Raw genomic sequence first — 17223 nt, 5'->3', positions numbered from 1 at the left:
ATGTCTGATTTGCGCTCAAGTCAGCATTTTTAATCGCTTTGATTTTATTGATTTAATTTACACTTATTAATCGATTTTCTTTAAAAATTTTAACGCCTTTTTTAAATTGTGTATGGTTTTTTAAATTCGGCAAGGCAAAGGAGATGGCTTAAGATGTTTCTTTATTTGGTGAGTTTTTGCTGATATTTTTTGGCCTTTAATGTGGAAAGAATCGTCAGGATTTTAGCTCGGATAATCCGCTTTAAAATTAAATTCAGGTGGTCTAAATTTTGCATTATCATCCCATCATATCAGTTGGGTTTTGCGGCAAAAGGTAAGAGTTAAATGCGGCGTTCAAAATTTTTGCGCGTGCGCTGGATTAGATTGTGGTGACAAAATGTCTTTATTTTTTAGCGATTACTTAGCTTGTACTTTGGTGATCTTTAATCTCTTTTTTAACATTTGCTATTTGATTTTGATCAATAATCGGAAAGCGAAATGCCCGTTCGATCACCAAAATTGATAGCTTTAATTGGGTTTGGAGCATGGTTTTTACGTCCATTTTCTTGCTTAAAATTTGATCTTGAAGACGAAAACTGTATGTTTTTTTGTTGTTGTAGCTCCCGAAATCGATAATAATTTGGCCTTATAATGTGATTTCCTGGCGATATTCGTGAATAATGGTGTTTTCGGGGTATTTTAAATGAAATTTCATTTAGGATTGAAAAATGCTGTTTGTTGTGGTTTAAACGCGGTTTTTTGTTGTTTTTGTCTATGTTCTTTCAAAATTGAGAGTGGACTGCTTTTTCTCTCTTAGCTGGTGAAATGCATGCTGAAATCTGGTTTTACAGCAGTGATTTTTGTCCATGTTTTTTGCGCCTGGCAATCACATAGTGACCTGTATTTTTCATATTCCCAAAGAAGGTTTATATAACTATCGAAAACTACTGTGAATTGAAGACTGAAATTTTTAAACAAGTTATTGCATTTTTATAAAGCACCTGCAAATCCAAGTGCTGTAAAATTTCAATAGAATATACCTCCTATCTATTATCACTATTGAGTTTGATTTTGGCCTTTCTTCTTGTTTGTTTTGGAGGTGTTTTTTGTTGAATCGGCTGAACTTTTTATAGCGTTTAAATCATCTTATTTAGCTGCTTTTTTTTGAGTTTTCTGCCGTTCAATTAGGCGAAGGTTTTTTGCTGATGGATGTCGCAGATTTTATTCTTTTTACAAGCTTCACAATTGAAAAAATAGGCTGGTTATTGGCTTGAGCATTGCTTAAAATTAAACAGGTATTTTTGACTTAAGTTAGCTGCTGATTTGATCGGTTTTTGTACTTATGTTCTCCGGTATTTTGGCTCCAATTCTGGTTCGTTATTGGGGCTTTGGTGAGTGGAGTTTAAGCGGTTGTCATTGTTGGATTGTTTTGGGCTGTGGGGCTATCAGATTAAGTCTTGAGTTTGTGTAATACGCCAAAATTTTAATGCTATTTATGGAGGGTTTACTGGTCTCTATCTGATCCTATTACATAAATGAGCATCTCCGTAGTTTACTAAAAAACGCAAGGAGAAGTAATTAAATTCCATTGTTTGATTCGCTTAAGTTCATTGATTTTAAACGATGCTGGATCACTCCTTTAACATAGATCTTGTCCTTCATCCCTTAATGGTGAAAAGGACTATAACTGTTTTCTGATCATTTACGAGTTAAGAAAGTTAAGAGTGGATTCCCGCAGATTGTGTTATAATTTTCTGAGATGAGGCATTAAAAGTATGGTTGTAAATAATGCTCATTTTCGATTGCTTTTTTAATGCTCATCAGTTTCTTCATTTATAACTTTTTTTTGTTCTGATGGTTTGATTGCGGCTGACCTTGCGATGAAGTTGAACATCAGGATCTTTATCGTAAGGTGTCGGTTAGTAGCGTATGCTCGTTTGTTTTTGCATCTGTATACAAGCTCATCCCGATGTCTTTACGAGATCAGGTTCCCATTAAGATGATGAGCTGTGATAAGCTTTCTCCTTGTGTTTTTGCCTGGTCTTTATAAGGAAATTTAACTGTGAAGTTTTAAGCATTGTATAACCTGTGGAAAGAGAAGCAGGCCATAATAGGACGATTGGAAAATTGATCCAGTTGGTATAAAGCTATGGGAAAATTCAAATGGTTTTTATCGAAACCTGAAAGATTCTGGAGCTTGTATTTACAGTTTATTCTTTCTTTTTTTATATATCGGATAAAGAAAAATCGAACCCAGGATAATGGTTGCGCCGATATAAAATCCGCCTGTCATCTGTTCCTTATTCTGGAAGAAAATGAAGGCCAATACGATTCCGTACACCGGCTCGAGATTGGTAATCAGCGCTACCCTGAATGCCGATAAGGTTCTCATTACGGCAACGCCTGCAACGTAGGCAACTGATGTGCAAAGCGTGCCAAGAAGGATCAGATAGAGCCAGTTTTTAGCACTCAGATTAAAGGGAGTGTGTAATAAAGTTCCGTCATATAAACGGTATAAAGTAATCCAGAAAAGCGCACCAACAAGTTCATAAAATCCAATGATAGATGGTTCGCTTTTCTGTACGAGTGTAGAATTTATGGTTGAAAATAAACTTGATGCCACTGCTGCCAGCAAACCAAAAATGATCCCCAAAGTATATTGTCCTTCGAATTTAAAGATCATGTAAATGCCTAAAATAATCAGCAGGCCAATTAAAATATCACCCATTTGGATAGGCTGTTTTTTAATCAGTGGTTCCAATATTGCGGTAAATAAGGTGAAAGAAGAAAGGCATACCAAAGTAACCGAAACGGTAGAAACTTTGATGGCATGAAAGAAAAATATCCAGTGGATGGCTACAATTCCACCGGTTAAAAAGAACTGGATAAACTGCTTTTTGGTAATCCTGATGTTCTTCTTGGTGATCAAAAACCAGGCAAAAAGTGTAGTGGTTGCAATCAATACCCGGTACCATACCATTGGCACAGCATCAATTGAAATCACTTTGCCAAGCACGCCTGTAAAGCCCCAAACAAATACGGTAAGGTGAAGAATTAATAAGTTTTTTTTGGTGGCTTCCATCGCTATTTAGGCGCTTTTCTCAATAGGTAAAAACCTAACAGACCAAAAAAGAGCGTAGGCATAATAACTGCGGCAAACGGGGGTAATCCACCTTTGGTAGAGAACATCTGGGTGAACTGATTAAACACGATATAAGCAAAGCTAATGAAGATCCCGATCCCCAACGATACACCGACCCCACCACGCACTTTACGTGAAGATAGCGCCACGCCGATGAGTGTGAGTACAAAGGCCGAAAGCGGGTGCAGGTAACGTTTGTATCTTTCAAATTGCAGGTCGTTCATTACGCCTGTTCCACGGATTTTTTCTTTTCTGATCTTCTCCGAGAGTTCCTTGGTTGTTAAATTCTGGACTACGTTATCGTAGGCGGAGAAGTCATCCGGACGCATATCCAGAATGGTATCTTTAAGCTTTCCGTTGCCATAAATCATGGTTTCTTTAAGTCCGTCAATCTTGCGGATTGAGTAGTTGCTTAACTGCCATTTGCGTTTAAGCGAATCCCATTTTATGTTTTCGGCGACGATCTTTTTGGTTAAAATATCTCCATTAAAATTGTCTAAAGAAAACCGGTATCCCGAATTTGTTTTGTTATCGAAATTATCAATATAGATATAGGTTTTATCATCCAGTTTCATGTGGATGTTCGATTTTGTGGAAGGATCGTTTCGTTTGACGTAGGTATTTTCGAATTTGTTTTTTAGCGTATTGGTATAAGGTAAGATGTATAAATTGGATAATAAATTAGCTGAAAAAATAATCGTGGCCGATACCAGATAAGGAAATAGAAAGCGGTTAAAACTTACTCCGCCACTTAAAATCGGTACAATTTCAGTCTGATCAGCCATCTTAGCAGTAAAGAAAATTACGGCGATAAAATTGATCAATGGTGAAAGCATATTCACATAAAAAGGAATAGAACCAGCGTAGTATTTGGAAAGGATTCCCCAAAAACTTAAGCCGCTTTTCATAAAGTCATCCATCTTTTCGGATAGATCGAACACCACAATAATGATCACGAAAATGGCCAGGGTATAAATAAAGGTACCCAGGTATTTTCCGATAATGTACTGATCGATGATTTTTATTCTCCCTTTTAACAGACTCATTTTATAGTTTATTACCTAATACTTTAACCATTTTGTTTTTCCACTCATAAAATTCACCAGCAATGATCTTCTCTCTGGCCTGTTTTACCAGCCATAAATAGAAGTGAAGGTTATGTAAGGTAGCAATTTGTGCGCCAAGCATCTCTTTGCTGTGTACCAAATGCCGTAAATAAGCTTTAGTGGTTACTAAATCAGCATGCAGATCGCTCTCCGGATCTAATGGAGAAAAATCATTCTCCCATTTTTTGTTTCTGATGTTTATAATGCCATTTCTGGTAAAAAGCATACCATTCCTTGCATTTCTTGTTGGCATTACGCAGTCGAACATATCAATACCCAATGCAATATTTTCTAAGATATTGATCGGGGTACCTACACCCATTAAATAACGTGGTTTTTCAACTGGTAATATATTACACACCACTTCCGTCATGGCATACATCTCTTCCGCAGGCTCACCAACGGATAAACCGCCAATGGCATTACCCTCACGGTCCATACTGGCAATAAACTCTGCTGACTTAATGCGTAAATCTTTATAAACAGAACCCTGAACGATTGGAAAAAGGGTCTGGTCGAAACCATATTTAGGTTCAGTACTATCAAAACGGGTGCAGCAGCGTTTTAACCAGCGGTGCGTCATTTTTATTGATTGGGCAGCGTAGGTGTAATCGCATGGATATGGCGTGCATTCATCGAAAGCCATGATGATATCGGCACCAATGGTGCGCTGGATATCCATTGCATATTCCGGAGTGAAAAGGTGTTTTGATCCATCAATGTGGGAGTGGAATGTAACACCTTCTTCCTTAATTTTACGAACTTTACTTAAAGAATACACCTGGTAGCCGCCGCTATCTGTTAAAATCGGGCGGTCCCAGCCAATAAATTGATGTAGCCCACCTGCTTTTTCAAGGATGTCTAAACCTGGTCTTAAATATAAGTGGTAAGTATTGCCAAGAATGATTTTTGCGTCAATATCGTCTTTAAGTTCGCGCTGATGAACAGCTTTTACCGTTCCAGCAGTGCCCACAGGCATAAAAATAGGGGTTTGTATTTCGCCATGGGCAGTTGTTACTGTCCCAGCCCTGGCTTTAGATAGTGGATCGTTAGCCTGTAAACTAAATTTCATCTGTTTTTATTTATTTATCTCCAGTTTTCAGAGGAGCTTATTATCACCAAAATACGTTTATTAGATACTAATTGCTATTTTGATGATAACGGTTTGTATGTATTTTTTCTCGTCAAAAATCTGCCAAAAATAGCAAAAATTGAGGGCATTATTTTGTTTAATTTTTTATCCACATAAAAGTGTTTTACAGATTAAAAATGAGAAATTTGCGCCTGTTTATTTTACCATCGTGATATTAACCCTGCTTGAAATTATCCTGCTCTCGATACTGGCTTTTTGCCTTCTGGTTCAGCTTTATTATGTACTATTTGTCCATTTAAAATTGGCCAATGTAAGCATCGAAGAGGTGCCATTATCTGCCCGAAAACCGGTAAGTGTAATCGTTTGTGCCCGAAATGAAATTAAAAATCTGGAGCAATATCTTCCTTCGCTTTTTAATCAGGATTATCCGGAATTTGAGGTTGTGGTGGTTAACGATCGCTCATGGGATGGTACTGAGGAGTTTTTAGAGCAGCTGGAGAAGAAATACCGTAATCTAAAAGTGGTTAAAATTTTAGATAATGATAAGTTCATCGCCGGTAAAAAATTCGCGGTAACGATGGGTATAAAGGCTGCCAGGTACGATTGGCTTGTTTTTACCGATGCAGATTGTGAACCTGCTTCTGAACGCTGGCTGATGGATATGCAGCCGCCTGCGGATGAAAATACAGAAATTGTGTTGGGCTATTCACCTTATATGAAAAAAAGGAGCCTTTTAAATGCATTGATCCGTTTCGAAACCTTTTTTACAGCGGTTAACTATTTATCTTTTGCATTGAAAGGAATGCCTTACATGGGTGTTGGACGTAATATGGCTTATAAAAAGACACTTTTCTTTAAGAATAAGGGTTTTGCTGCACATATGCACATCCCGTCTGGAGATGATGATCTATTTGTAAATGCACATGCCAATAAGTACAATACTGAGATCCGTTTACATCGCGACAGCCATGTTTGGAGCGTGCCCAATAAAACCTGGGGCGGTTACCTGAGACAGAAGAAACGTCACTTTGGAGCGGGTAAGCTATATAAGTCGAAGCATAAATTTATTTTGAGCCTTCAGATTTTATTTCAGTTTTTGTTTTATGCCTTTTTTGCGGCCTGTATGTTTTTTAGCCGCGAAGCCCAATATGTAGCTCTGGGGATTCTTGGTTTGAGCATCATCATCAGGTGTTTTATCTATCCAAAACTGCTAAAACGCTTAAACTATGGCGATTTGCGTTGGTGGTTCCCGATTTTAGACATACTTTTGTTTCTGTTTTTAACCCTGAACGGATTTTTAGCCTTATTTGGCAAGAAAAAAGTTAACTGGAAATAATTCAATAATCCTTTAGTAATTGCAATATGCTTGATGTAAAACCCGATATCGTTTTAAAATATTTTCCTGACCTAAGTGAAAAACAAATTGCTCAATTCTCACAATTGTTCGATTTATATAGCTTTTGGAATGCGCAGATTAATGTAATTTCGAGAAAAGATATTGAAGAGTTATATGAGCGCCATGTATTACACTCTTTAGGCATAGCTAAAGTATGTACTTTTAAAGCCGGCGAATCGGTTTTAGATGTAGGTACAGGTGGCGGTTTTCCAGGCATTCCATTGGCCATCTTGTTCCCTCAAACGGAGTTTTATCTGGTCGATTCTATTGGGAAAAAGATTAAAGTGGTAAAAGAAGTGGCTTCTGCGTTGGGTTTGGAGAATTTAAGGGCCGATCATTTAAGAGCAGAACAGATTAAAGAGAAATTTAACTTTGTGGTATCTAGAGCTGTTACGCGCTTGGGCGAATTTTATCCATGGATACAAGGCAAATTTAAAAAGGATTCGTTGAATGCCATCCCCAACGGGATTTTGTATCTAAAAGGTGGCGATCTGGCAGAAGAAATCAAAGAATCAAAACTGAAAGCAGAATTATATCCGCTTTCAGCTTATTTTGAAGAAGATTTTTTTGAAACGAAATACGTGGTGTACGTGCCGCAATAGTTATTTTATTGATATGTAGCCCCTTATAACTTTTGTTTTTTCTCCTTTTGGTTGCGGCATAATAACTTCATAAGAATAGTTACCTGCTATAACTGCCTTGTTGGAAAACGCATTTAACTTTCCGTCCCAATCGTTTTTATAATCTGGGGAAATGTATACTTTCTCACCGCGGTCACTATATATCGAGATTGATTTTTTGTTTTTTTCTGATTCTGGCATGATTAGTTTATCTCCCTTACTCCGATCTAAATCTACATCCTGATGGTACACAATATTACTGGCGTCTTTATTTTTTATGGGTGGTGGTGGTGTTAACAGAACTACATTATTGAGTTTTTTGTCATTTGTATTTATGGGCGGCGGAGGAGATATTTTCGGAGCGTACTGAATGTTATCACCGGTAATTTCTACCGCTCCATTTTTACCTCTTTCTTTTCCATATTTTTTTACTGCTTCTAATGGTCTTAGGTACTTTACCGATTTTGTATTGCGGACACCATAAAATGTCTCATTATTATCTACTGGCTCACCATTAATAATGATATATCTTTTTTCCAGTTTTGTCGCCTTGTTGGTTTTAACATTGTACTCATTTTTTGGATAAAAAGAAGTTTGTTCATCAAACTTTACAACAGGTGGCGGAAACTTAATTTGATCTACCAGAGGTGGCTGTAAAGTGAAAGCTACATTTTTTCCTGTAATTTCTATAGCGCCAAATTGTCCTTTAGTTTTACCATATTTTTCTGTTGCCGCCGCAGTTTTTAAAAATTTGATCTCGGTAGCGTCTGCAGCGCCATAAAATTTGTTTTTATCTGCAACTTCCTTTCCATTAATAACTATGAGCCTTTTTTCTAAAGAAACATAATTGTTTTTACTATCTCTTTTATAAGGTGGAAAATACGTTTTACTGATGGCAGGTGGAGGAATACGTTTTACTTTAGTGTCAGGTTTTTCTTGTTGAGGTGGCAATTGAGCACTTGGTTTCTCAGGCATCAGTTCTACAAATCCGTAATCTTTTGTAAAGGCCACTGTAGAAATACATAACATTCCTACAGTAATTGGCAGTGCCAATAACAGTTTGAGCCTTGCCCAACTTGCTGATTTTTTTTGATTTAACATGCTAATTCGCTTTTTTAAAATCGATGAACTGAATATTTGGTTAGTAAGGGTTAGGTTTTGGATCCCCGTTGAATTTTGGATCAAAAACATTGCATATTGGTACTTTTCTACGTCGCACCTGGTCGTCTCTTCATCAGCTAAATACTCGTGGATTAATTTGATATCCTTTTTAACGAGATAAGTTATTGGGTTAAACCAGTTAATGATCTGGATCATTTCGAATAAGAGCACATCAAAACTGTGTTTTTGCTTAATGTGGACCAGTTCGTGCTTAAGGATGGTGTTTTTTTCTGTTAACTGTGGATCTAAAAAGAGGAGGTTGAAGAACGAAAAAGCAATTTTAGAATCCCTTAAATCGATTAGTTTTACGCCGTTTTCGAGTTTAACAGATGGTAGCTTACGCATGCGCATAATTTTGGATAAGTTAAAGAGCATTTTAAGCAGAAATGCAATGGTAACCAGAGCATAAATCGCAATAACTGCATGATCAATGGTGAAAATACTCGGTTGATAACTTTCCAAAGGCAGATTTTCTGGAATCATCACCTGGCTAATAACCGTTTCCGTTGTAGGGGCTATCGTAATCTGTTCGATTACAGGTGCTTTTAAGAAACCCAGCTGAAAAAATGGAAGATTAAATGCCAGTATGGAGGTAACAATTAAATAGCTTCTATTTAAGCCATAAAAGGTTTCCCTGTGGAGGAATAATCTATAAAAGCCATAAAATAAGGCGAAATATAGATTTGCTTCGAGTAAATAATATAACCAGTTCATCATTTATCTTTTTTAAGTTTCTCAGCCAATTGAATTATTTCATTAAGTTCTTCGGTACTCATACTTTTTTCTTTTACCAGAAAAGAAACCAGGCTTTCATAAGAATTTTCGAAGTAATTGTTCATTACCTTGTCGAATGCAAAACGTTTATAATCAGTTTCTTTGATGATGGGGAAGTAAATGTGTGTATTGCCTATGGCTTTATGATCAACAAAACCTTTTCCTTCCAAAACCCTGATTACCGTCGAAACGGTATTGTAGGCAGGTTTGGGTTCGTTCATTTTTTCGATAACGTCCTTTACTAATGCTTCGCCCATTTCCCAAAGGATGAGCATAATTTGTTCTTCTGCTTTTGTGAGTTCTTTTATCATAGCAACTATTTTTATAGTTTGGTTAAATGAAGTTACTACTATAAAAGTAGTTTGCAAACTATTTTTATAGTTTAATTTGCAACTAATTGATATACAGTTAAATAATTTTTGTTTTGAAATTTATAAGACATAAAAAAACCTGCCGAATAGGGCAGGTTTAGGTTATTTTGTATTGGTAATTAAAATTTTTCTGATCTTTTTGGATTGTCCATCATGATCATTTTATCTTTTAACAACTGTTGTAAGGCGGTTTGTTTATCAATGTTTTTTACTACATCTAATACGGCACTTGCTGCATTGCTGAAAAATGGTTTAGTAATGGTAGCATATTCATCTGTCGCTTTGTGGTAGTCTTTATGATCTTCTACACCAAAGTATAAAAAGGGGATATTTTTAGCATTAAAAGCACCTTGATCGCTCTGGTTGGTCCAGTCATCGTGACCTTGTTTTGGATCATCATGACCAAAAAGCAATTTAATATTGGTTTTATTGGTATCAACATATTTCTTTAAATCTGGGTATTTAAAGGTTCCGCATACATAGAGTTCACCTTTATCACTATGGCTGATCATATCCATGTTTAAATCAATAGCAATAGTATTAACAGGCACTGGTGGATTGCCTACAAATGCCTTTGCACCTTGTAAACCCATTTCTTCCGCATCGAAAGAGGCGAAAATGATTGTATTATTCGGTTTGTTCTTAGCAAAATATGCGGCTATTTTTAATAATCCTGCAGTTCCCGATGCATTGTCATCAGCACCGTTAAAAACTTCGTCTTTTACTACCCCTAAATGGTCGTAATGGGCCGATACTACAATAACATTGTTTCCTTTGCCCGGAATGTAGCCGATGACGTTGGTACCATTTATCTTTGTATTACCTCTTCCATTAAAAGTGAATTCCTGTGCGTAGTTCACATGTTGTGGATAGGATTTTAAACCTAATTTTTGAAATCTTTCAATAATATATGCCCTTGCCATTTCTGCACCTTTTGTGCCCGTTTTTCGGCCTTGATAAGCATCTGATGATAGTACTTCAACATCTTTTAACAGTTGAGTATCAAGTTTGCCTGAAGTAGCAGTATTTTGATTTTTTACTGATGAACAGCAACTTAGCATCATGGCTAAGGGAAGGATATACAGGATTTTCATGTTCTGATAGTTAGGATCATTATTTTATCATTCGAAGTGATAGGTATCCGTTTTTTATAAAGATATTAATTATATGTATAAGCGTCACCCTGAATTCATTTCAGGGTCTATATTGCATGAAAGATGCTGAAATAATTCAGCATGACAATCCTATATAGATATAGACTAGCTAAGCTGCCACTTCTCTTAAATCAACCGCTACAACCCTCGAAACACCTTGTTCCACCATGGTTACGCCATAAATAATATCCGTGCTGGCAATGGTGCGTTTGTTGTGCGATACGATGATAAACTGCGATTGATCGGAGAACTTGCGGATAATATTATTAAATTTATCGATGTTGGTATCATCCAAAGGTGCATCAACCTCATCGAAAATACAGAATGGCGCAGGCTTTAACAGGTACAGCGAAAACAATAGGGCGGTGGCCGTTAAAGTTTTTTCTCCACCAGATAACTGGTTGATCGATAGCGGTCTTTTCCCTTTTGGGCGGGCGATAATATCGATATCAGCCTCCAGGGGGTTGTTAATGTCGGATAAAATGAGATCGCAGCTATCTTCTTCATTGAATAATGAACGAAAAACGACGATGAAGTGTTCACGGGCCTGGGTAAAGGCCTGCATAAATTTATCTTTAGCGGTATCGTCTATCTCTTTAATGGTTTGTAAAAGATCGGTTTTGGCTGCATTAAGGTCCTTTTTCTGATTCTGGATGAACGTGTAACGTTCTTCCATTTCTTTGAAAGCTTCCATGGCCATCGAGTTAATGGCACCAAACTCGTCGAGCTGGCGTTTCATTTTCTCAACCTTTTGGCGCAGTTCGAACTCGCTTTCTAAAGCTTCAATCTCGTGATCGGTTTCCAAAAGATCATTAATATCAATGTTGAATTCGACAGCTAAACGTTCTTTTAATGCATTGAGATCAATTTTTAAGGCATTCTTTTTATCCTTGATTTCAGTTAGCAGAAAATCAGTTTCTTCGCGGGTTTTACGGATATTGGTAAGGTCGTTTTCAACCTCGTTAATGCTTCCTTTACTGGTAAAGTAGGCTTGCTCAGCTTCCGCCAGGCCTTTTTCCATCTCTTCACGCTGTTGATACATTTCTAAAAGGGTATCGTCGTTAAGATCGGTATGTTGCAATGTTGCCGTAATTTGGATCAAAGCTTCTTGTAATTCTTTGTCGTTTTGGGCTATACGTTTATTTAAAGCTTCTTCCTGTACAAAACGATAATCTAAATCTTTTTCTAAACCCGATAATTTATTTTGCTGCTGGTGGAAACGGATGTTATCCTGGTTGTATTTACCGGCGCTTTCGTTTACCTGATCGGCAATTTCCTGATAGTTAAGTTGTTGTTCCTGTAGATTAACATGTGCTTCCTGTTGGTCTTTTTGCAATTGAACCAGTGCTGGCAGTTTTTCGGAAAGCGCTTTTTCTATCGAAACGATTTTTTGGGCGATATCCGTTTTACGGTTTTCGCTCGTGGTAATAAACTCCTGATATTGGTCGCGACGGGTTTGTACCGAAATGTGTTCGTTGTTTAAACGGTTCATTTCTTGCTGCAAAGCACTGATCTGATTGGTTTTAGACGCTTCTTTTAATTCAAAAATATTGTCAGTTTCGGCTTTTATCGCCGCATTATACTGATTGATCAGCGATTCGGAAGCTTTGATTTCTTTCGCCAGGTTTTCTAAATTTTTGGCACGACCTATCCTTTTACCTTCAAATAAACCTACTGAACCACCTGCTAAAGTAAATTTAGTTTGGGCATATTTTCCATTTTTGGCCAGGATGGTTAAACTATCAGTTGGCGTTGTTTTAAATAGATTTTCTTGTTCAGCCACTGCAATGTATACGTTTTGCAAAAGCAAATTGCAAAGGTGCTGGTATTTTTTGTCGACCTCAATAACCGATAAAGCCGAAACCAGACCTTCATGCGTACCAATAACCGGGTTTTTATCGGGAACATTTTCTAGAATGAAAAAGTTAGCCCGTCCTCGACTCGCATCGGTTAAGAGGTTAATCGCCTGAACGGCATCTGCATACTGATCTACAACATAATGGTTCATTACCGGTTCGAGGTAATTTTCTATGGCAATGCGGTAATCTTCATTACAGAATAAAATATCAGAAAGGAGCAGGGCACTTTTTGCAAAAGCATTGTTTTTCTTTAAAAAACGGATCGATTCGGGGAAACCTTCCAAACTATCAACCAGCGATTTTGTGAGGTTATATTCGTTTTGTTTGGCATCTTTTTTACGGTTTTCGGCCGTCAGTTTTTCCTTGTTCGAACTTAGGTTGATTTCTGAACCAGCCAGTTTTTCCTTTAAGATTTCCTCAGCTGCTGTGAGGTTTTTGATATTGGCCTGCTTATCTCTTACCTGAATATCCAATTCGGCCAAAGCATGGTCAAAAGCCTTTAATTCAAGGGTTTTGGTTTCGGTATCATCTACATTGCGGTTGCTTTCCTGTACCAAAGCATCTTTTTGGATGTTCAGGATATCAATTTCCTTTTGCGACTGGTATACTTGATTTTGCAGCTCATTAACAGATTTGATCAGGTTATCAATTCTGTTTTTCTCGGTTTGTTGCTGCTCACGTAAAGTATCGAGCGCAGATTTTAAGCTTTTTAAATCAGATTCCAGTTTGTTGAAGACCTCTGTTTCTGTTACGACTTCTTCATTTAGTCGCTTGATATTGTATTTAATGTGATTAACCTGGTTTTTATCTTTTTCAAGTTCGCCGGACAAACGTGTTTCTTTCTCCTGTAAAAAACGCATCTGTTCGTTCTTTACTTTTTTCTCACTTTCGTAGGCACGGATTTTGGAAACAAACTCATTTGTAGCTTTTTGCTGTACTGAAAGATTCTTTTCCTGGCTGATACTACCCAGTTTAAGCTTTTGTAGCTCAGCTTCACCAGTATCTATTTTGTTGCTGAGTTCTGTACGGTTTACCTGTTGGTTTTGTTCCTGTGTTTCTAAAGCATTTAAATCAGTACGGAAAAATGCAATACGATGTGTAGCCAATTGAACGCTTAATTCGCGGTATTGCTCTTTTAACTTATAGTAACGTTCTGCTTTACGTGCCTGATTTTCTAAGGTCTTTAGATTTTTTTCAATCTCGAAAAGTAAATCTTCTACACGCTCTAAGTCGGCTTCAGTATCTTTTAACTTGCTGAAAGTCTGTTTTTTACGTAATTTGTATTTAGAGATACCCGATGCTTCTTCAAACAGGGAGCGGCGGCTATGTTCTTTATTGGTAATGATCTCGTCAACCATTTTCAGCTCGATGATCGAATAACTATCAGAGCCAATTCCGGTATCCAAAAACAGATCGGTAATGTCTTTTAATCTGCATTGCACATCATTTAAGCGGTATTCGCTATCACCATTTCTGTAAAGTTTACGCGTTACCGTAACCTGCGAATATGCTGTAGGAAGAATGTTTTTGGTATTATCGAAGCTTAAGGATACCTCAGCGAGCTGTGCCTGTTTACGGTTTTTTGTCCCGTTGAAAATGATGTTCTCCATCTTTTCTGAACGCAAGGCTTTGGTACTCTGTTCGCCCAAAACCCAGCGCATGGCATCGATTACATTAGATTTTCCGCAACCGTTAGGCCCAACAATAGCTGTAACTCCCTCATTAAAATTGATGGTCACTTTATCGCCAAAGCTCTTAAAACCTTTAATTTCTAACCTGGTAAGTTGCATGGTTTGTAATCGGGAGAACCGAGTCCAATATTAAGGATAATTTTGTGGTTTTTCAAGTTTTTAACCATAGCGTTTTTAACCGCAGAGAACGCTGAGAGTAAAGCGCAGCGGGCATAGCGTTGGGCGCAATTTTCAAAAGCTATCGTTATGCTGAACTTGATTCTGCATCTATTATGTTAATCTTTTAAGATCCTGATCCCAATGTAAAATCGGGACAGGATGACGAATTTCTGTTAATTGTCCTTTTCTGAGTTTCCGTGGCTAAATGGAAATCTATCCTTATTTTACAATCATCAGCTTTGCAAACTTGAGCAGCAGTTGTTTATTGCCTAAGCCCTGGAAAAATACAGTTGCCTTAACGTCTGGTAAAGTTCCCTCTAAACTGATGATTTTTCCGAAACCGAATTTTTCGTGTTCCACTTCCATGCCACCCTGAAATTCGTGCGGTTGTGATGGTGTAAAACCAGGTGTGGGCACGTGCGCTTTTGCCAGTAACGATGTTGTTTTCGGGCGTACTGGTGGGGCAGAAGTAGCGGCACCTGCAGGTTTAGGCTTGCTCATGAAATCGCGGGGCTGAGAAGTCCACGATTTGCGGTCGTCATCAAAATTGCCCTCAAAACTGGTAGATTTGGCGGGTTTAACATCCAATTCTAAAAACCTGGGACTGATTTCGTTTATGAAACGACTTGGTTCGCAGTTGGTTAAAGTTCCCCAGCGGTAACGTGAAGTAGCATAAGTAAGCGTCAGTTTTACTTCAGCACGGGTAATGGCTACATAAAATAAACGGCGTTCTTCTTCCAGATCGGTACGGTTGGTTAACGACATCTGCGAAGGGAACAGATTTTCTTCCAAACCTACTATAAAAACGTTTTTAAACTCCAAACCTTTCGCCGAGTGGATCGTCATTAATGATACAGTATCCTTGTTCTTATCGCCATCTTTATCATCATTGGTTAAGAGGGCAACATCCTGCATAAAAATGTCAAGGCCTTTTTCTTCGATATCTTCACGTTCGGCAAATTCTTTGATACCGTTTAATAATTCCTGGATATTTTCGTATCGCGCACGTCCTTCAACACTATCATCTGTATACAATTCCTTTAAAATACCTGCGTGTTGAGCAATAAATAAAGCGGTATCATAAGCATCGAGTTTTTTCGCTTCTGCCTGAAAGCTTTGTACCATCATCGCAAAATCGTTCAGTTGATTTGCTAAACGGCCATCAACATACTCGTGTGCACTAGAAATTACGTCCCACATGGTTTTTCCATGCTGGTCTGCTGCAACGATAATCTTGTCGATCGAAGTATCACCAATACCGCGTTTAGGATAGTTGATCACCCGTTTTATGGCCTCTTCATCCTTCGGATTAAAAGTTAAACGGAAATACGCGATTAAATCTTTAATCTCCTTCCGTTGGTAGAAAGATTGACCGCCATATATACGGTAAGGAATATTCAGCTTGCGTAAACCTTCCTCCATGGCCCGGCTTTGTGCATTGGTACGGTACAAAATGGCAAAATCGTTGTGTTGATAGCCCTTTGTACTGCGCTCCTGAATAATAGCTTCGGCAACCAGTTTACCTTCTTCGTTATCGGTAAACGCACGCGAAACTTTAATTCTATCTCCCTCTGCATTTTCAGAAAACACATTCTTTTCGAGCTGATTTTTATTGTTGGCGATGATACTGCTTGCCGCGTCGACAATATTTTGGGTAGAACGGTAATTCTGCTCCAACTTATAAACTTTTAAGTCAGGGTAATCGCGTTCGAAGTTTAAGATATTCTGGATATTTGCGCCACGAAAAGCATAAATACTTTGTGCATCATCACCCACCACGCAGATATTCTGATAGGCAGCGGCCAATTTTTTTACAATGGTGTACTGCGAAAAGTTGGTATCCTGGTACTCATCTACCATCAGGTATCTAAATTTCTGCTGGTATTTGTTTAATACTTCTGGATGTTCTTTTAACAGAATATTGGTTTTAAACAACAAATCATCAAAATCCATTGCGCCTGCCCTAAAGCAACGTTTGGCATAAGTTTCATAAATCTGGCCGATTAACGGGCGTTTGTTTTGAATATCTTCGGCCTGAATCTGGTCGTTGGCCTGGTATTCACCCCAGGAAATTAAATTATTTTTGGCTGAGGAGATTCTATTGAAGACAAAATTTGCAGCATATAATTTATCATCCAGCTGCATTTCTTTCAAAATGGCGCGGATTACACTTTTACTATCATCGGTATCGTAAATGGTAAAATTGTTCGGATACCCGATTTTTTCGGCTTCCACACGTAAAATTTTCGCAAAAACAGAGTGGAAGGTACCCATCCATATGTTTTTTGCCTCCGCACCAACCACCTTGCCGATACGCTCGCGCATATCCTTACTCGCTTTGTTGGTAAAGGTTAAAACCAGGATATTAAAGGGGTCGGTACCGGTCTGAATAAGGTGGGCAACTCGGTAAGTAATTACCCTGGTTTTGCCCGAACCAGCACCCGCAACAATCATTACCGGTCCTTTCGTGTTTTCTACTGCTGCTCTTTGTTGTGGGTTTAATCCTGCTAAATAATCCAAATCGGCTCCTGTTTTTTTGAGGTTCAAAAATAACAATTCTTAGGGCTTTTTGCCAAAGTTGTTAGTAATTAGTTTAAAACCCAGTCGTTCGTTATGCTGAGCATGTTTCAGAATTTTTCTTGCAATAGATAAATAAATGCAAAGACCAGAAGATTAGATTTGGGTACCTGGGCCCCTTAGGAGACTTTGGGTAAAACC

The 17223-nt window shown here is 37.9% G+C and carries 10 protein-coding genes; 2 read left to right on the top strand and 8 right to left on the bottom strand.

Features of this window, described 5'->3' with window-relative positions; translation table 11 throughout:
• Window positions 1-2182 precede the first annotated feature (2182 nt).
• Genes AC04Q1_RS07075 through tgt form a run of 3 tightly spaced genes read right to left on the bottom strand, consistent with a single transcriptional unit; the run spans window position 2183 to window position 5299 of the window.
• A complete protein-coding gene (locus AC04Q1_RS07075; RefSeq protein WP_478363171.1) occupies window positions 2183-3061 on the bottom strand; it encodes a DMT family transporter in 879 nt (292 codons plus the stop codon).
• 2 nt (window positions 3062-3063) lie between these two features.
• Window positions 3064-4167, bottom strand: a complete 1104-nt coding sequence (locus AC04Q1_RS07070; RefSeq protein WP_478363169.1) for an LptF/LptG family permease — start codon at window positions 4165-4167, stop codon at window positions 3064-3066.
• A 1-nt stretch (window position 4168) separates the two neighbouring features.
• Complete coding sequence (gene tgt / locus AC04Q1_RS07065; RefSeq protein WP_478363167.1) at window positions 4169-5299, bottom strand: tRNA guanosine(34) transglycosylase Tgt; 1131 nt, start codon at window positions 5297-5299, stop codon at window positions 4169-4171.
• Between the two features lie 139 nt (window positions 5300-5438).
• Here tgt and AC04Q1_RS07060 point away from each other — a divergent pair, with 139 nt between their 5' ends.
• Both AC04Q1_RS07060 and rsmG read left to right on the top strand, forming a co-directional pair.
• Window positions 5439-6656 carry a glycosyltransferase gene (locus AC04Q1_RS07060; protein ID WP_478363165.1) on the top strand — a complete coding sequence of 406 codons (1218 nt, stop codon included), beginning with the start codon at window positions 5439-5441 and terminating at the stop codon, window positions 6654-6656.
• Window positions 6657-6682: 26 nt separating this feature from the next.
• The gene (gene rsmG, locus AC04Q1_RS07055; protein ID WP_478363163.1) at window positions 6683-7318 is read left to right on the top strand and encodes a 16S rRNA (guanine(527)-N(7))-methyltransferase RsmG; all 636 of its coding nucleotides are present in this window, start codon (window positions 6683-6685) and stop codon (window positions 7316-7318) included.
• On the opposite strand, the gene AC04Q1_RS07050 is transcribed toward rsmG, so the two are convergent.
• The 5 genes from AC04Q1_RS07050 to AC04Q1_RS07030 all read right to left on the bottom strand — a co-directional run bounded on the left by AC04Q1_RS07050 (window position 7319) and on the right by AC04Q1_RS07030 (window position 17025).
• Complete coding sequence (locus tag AC04Q1_RS07050) at window positions 7319-9214, bottom strand: M56 family metallopeptidase (protein ID WP_478363161.1); 1896 nt, start codon at window positions 9212-9214, stop codon at window positions 7319-7321.
• Window positions 9211-9582 carry a BlaI/MecI/CopY family transcriptional regulator gene (locus AC04Q1_RS07045; protein WP_086547078.1) on the bottom strand — a complete coding sequence of 124 codons (372 nt, stop codon included), beginning with the start codon at window positions 9580-9582 and terminating at the stop codon, window positions 9211-9213. The genes AC04Q1_RS07050 and AC04Q1_RS07045 overlap by 4 nt, the downstream gene beginning before the upstream one ends.
• A gap of 179 nt (window positions 9583-9761) precedes the next feature.
• Window positions 9762-10736 (bottom strand): M28 family peptidase, encoded by a 975-nt coding sequence (locus tag AC04Q1_RS07040; RefSeq protein WP_478363159.1) that lies wholly within the window; start codon window positions 10734-10736, stop codon window positions 9762-9764.
• Between the two features lie 169 nt (window positions 10737-10905).
• Window positions 10906-14445 carry a chromosome segregation protein SMC gene (smc, locus tag AC04Q1_RS07035; protein ID WP_478363157.1) on the bottom strand — a complete coding sequence of 1180 codons (3540 nt, stop codon included), beginning with the start codon at window positions 14443-14445 and terminating at the stop codon, window positions 10906-10908.
• A gap of 279 nt (window positions 14446-14724) precedes the next feature.
• Window positions 14725-17025, bottom strand: a complete 2301-nt coding sequence (locus AC04Q1_RS07030) for an ATP-dependent helicase (protein ID WP_478363462.1) — start codon at window positions 17023-17025, stop codon at window positions 14725-14727.
• Window positions 17026-17223: the final 198 nt, after the last annotated feature.

Source organism: Pedobacter humicola, assembly GCF_056490705.1.
Note: the sequence above shows the minus strand (reverse complement) of the source record. Positions and strands in the feature narration are given on the sequence as shown.

Coding starts and splice junctions, on each gene's coding strand:
- AC04Q1_RS07075 (WP_478363171.1), bottom strand. CDS start 3,061: ATGGAAGCCACCAAAAAAAACTTATTAATTCTTCACCTTACCGTATTT.
- AC04Q1_RS07070 (WP_478363169.1), bottom strand. CDS start 4,167: ATGAGTCTGTTAAAAGGGAGAATAAAAATCATCGATCAGTACATTATC.
- tgt (WP_478363167.1), bottom strand. CDS start 5,299: ATGAAATTTAGTTTACAGGCTAACGATCCACTATCTAAAGCCAGGGCT.
- rsmG (WP_478363163.1), top strand. CDS start 6,683: ATGCTTGATGTAAAACCCGATATCGTTTTAAAATATTTTCCTGACCTA.
- AC04Q1_RS07050 (WP_478363161.1), bottom strand. CDS start 9,214: ATGATGAACTGGTTATATTATTTACTCGAAGCAAATCTATATTTCGCC.
- AC04Q1_RS07045 (WP_086547078.1), bottom strand. CDS start 9,582: ATGATAAAAGAACTCACAAAAGCAGAAGAACAAATTATGCTCATCCTT.
- AC04Q1_RS07040 (WP_478363159.1), bottom strand. CDS start 10,736: ATGAAAATCCTGTATATCCTTCCCTTAGCCATGATGCTAAGTTGCTGT.
- smc (WP_478363157.1), bottom strand. CDS start 14,445: ATGCAACTTACCAGGTTAGAAATTAAAGGTTTTAAGAGCTTTGGCGAT.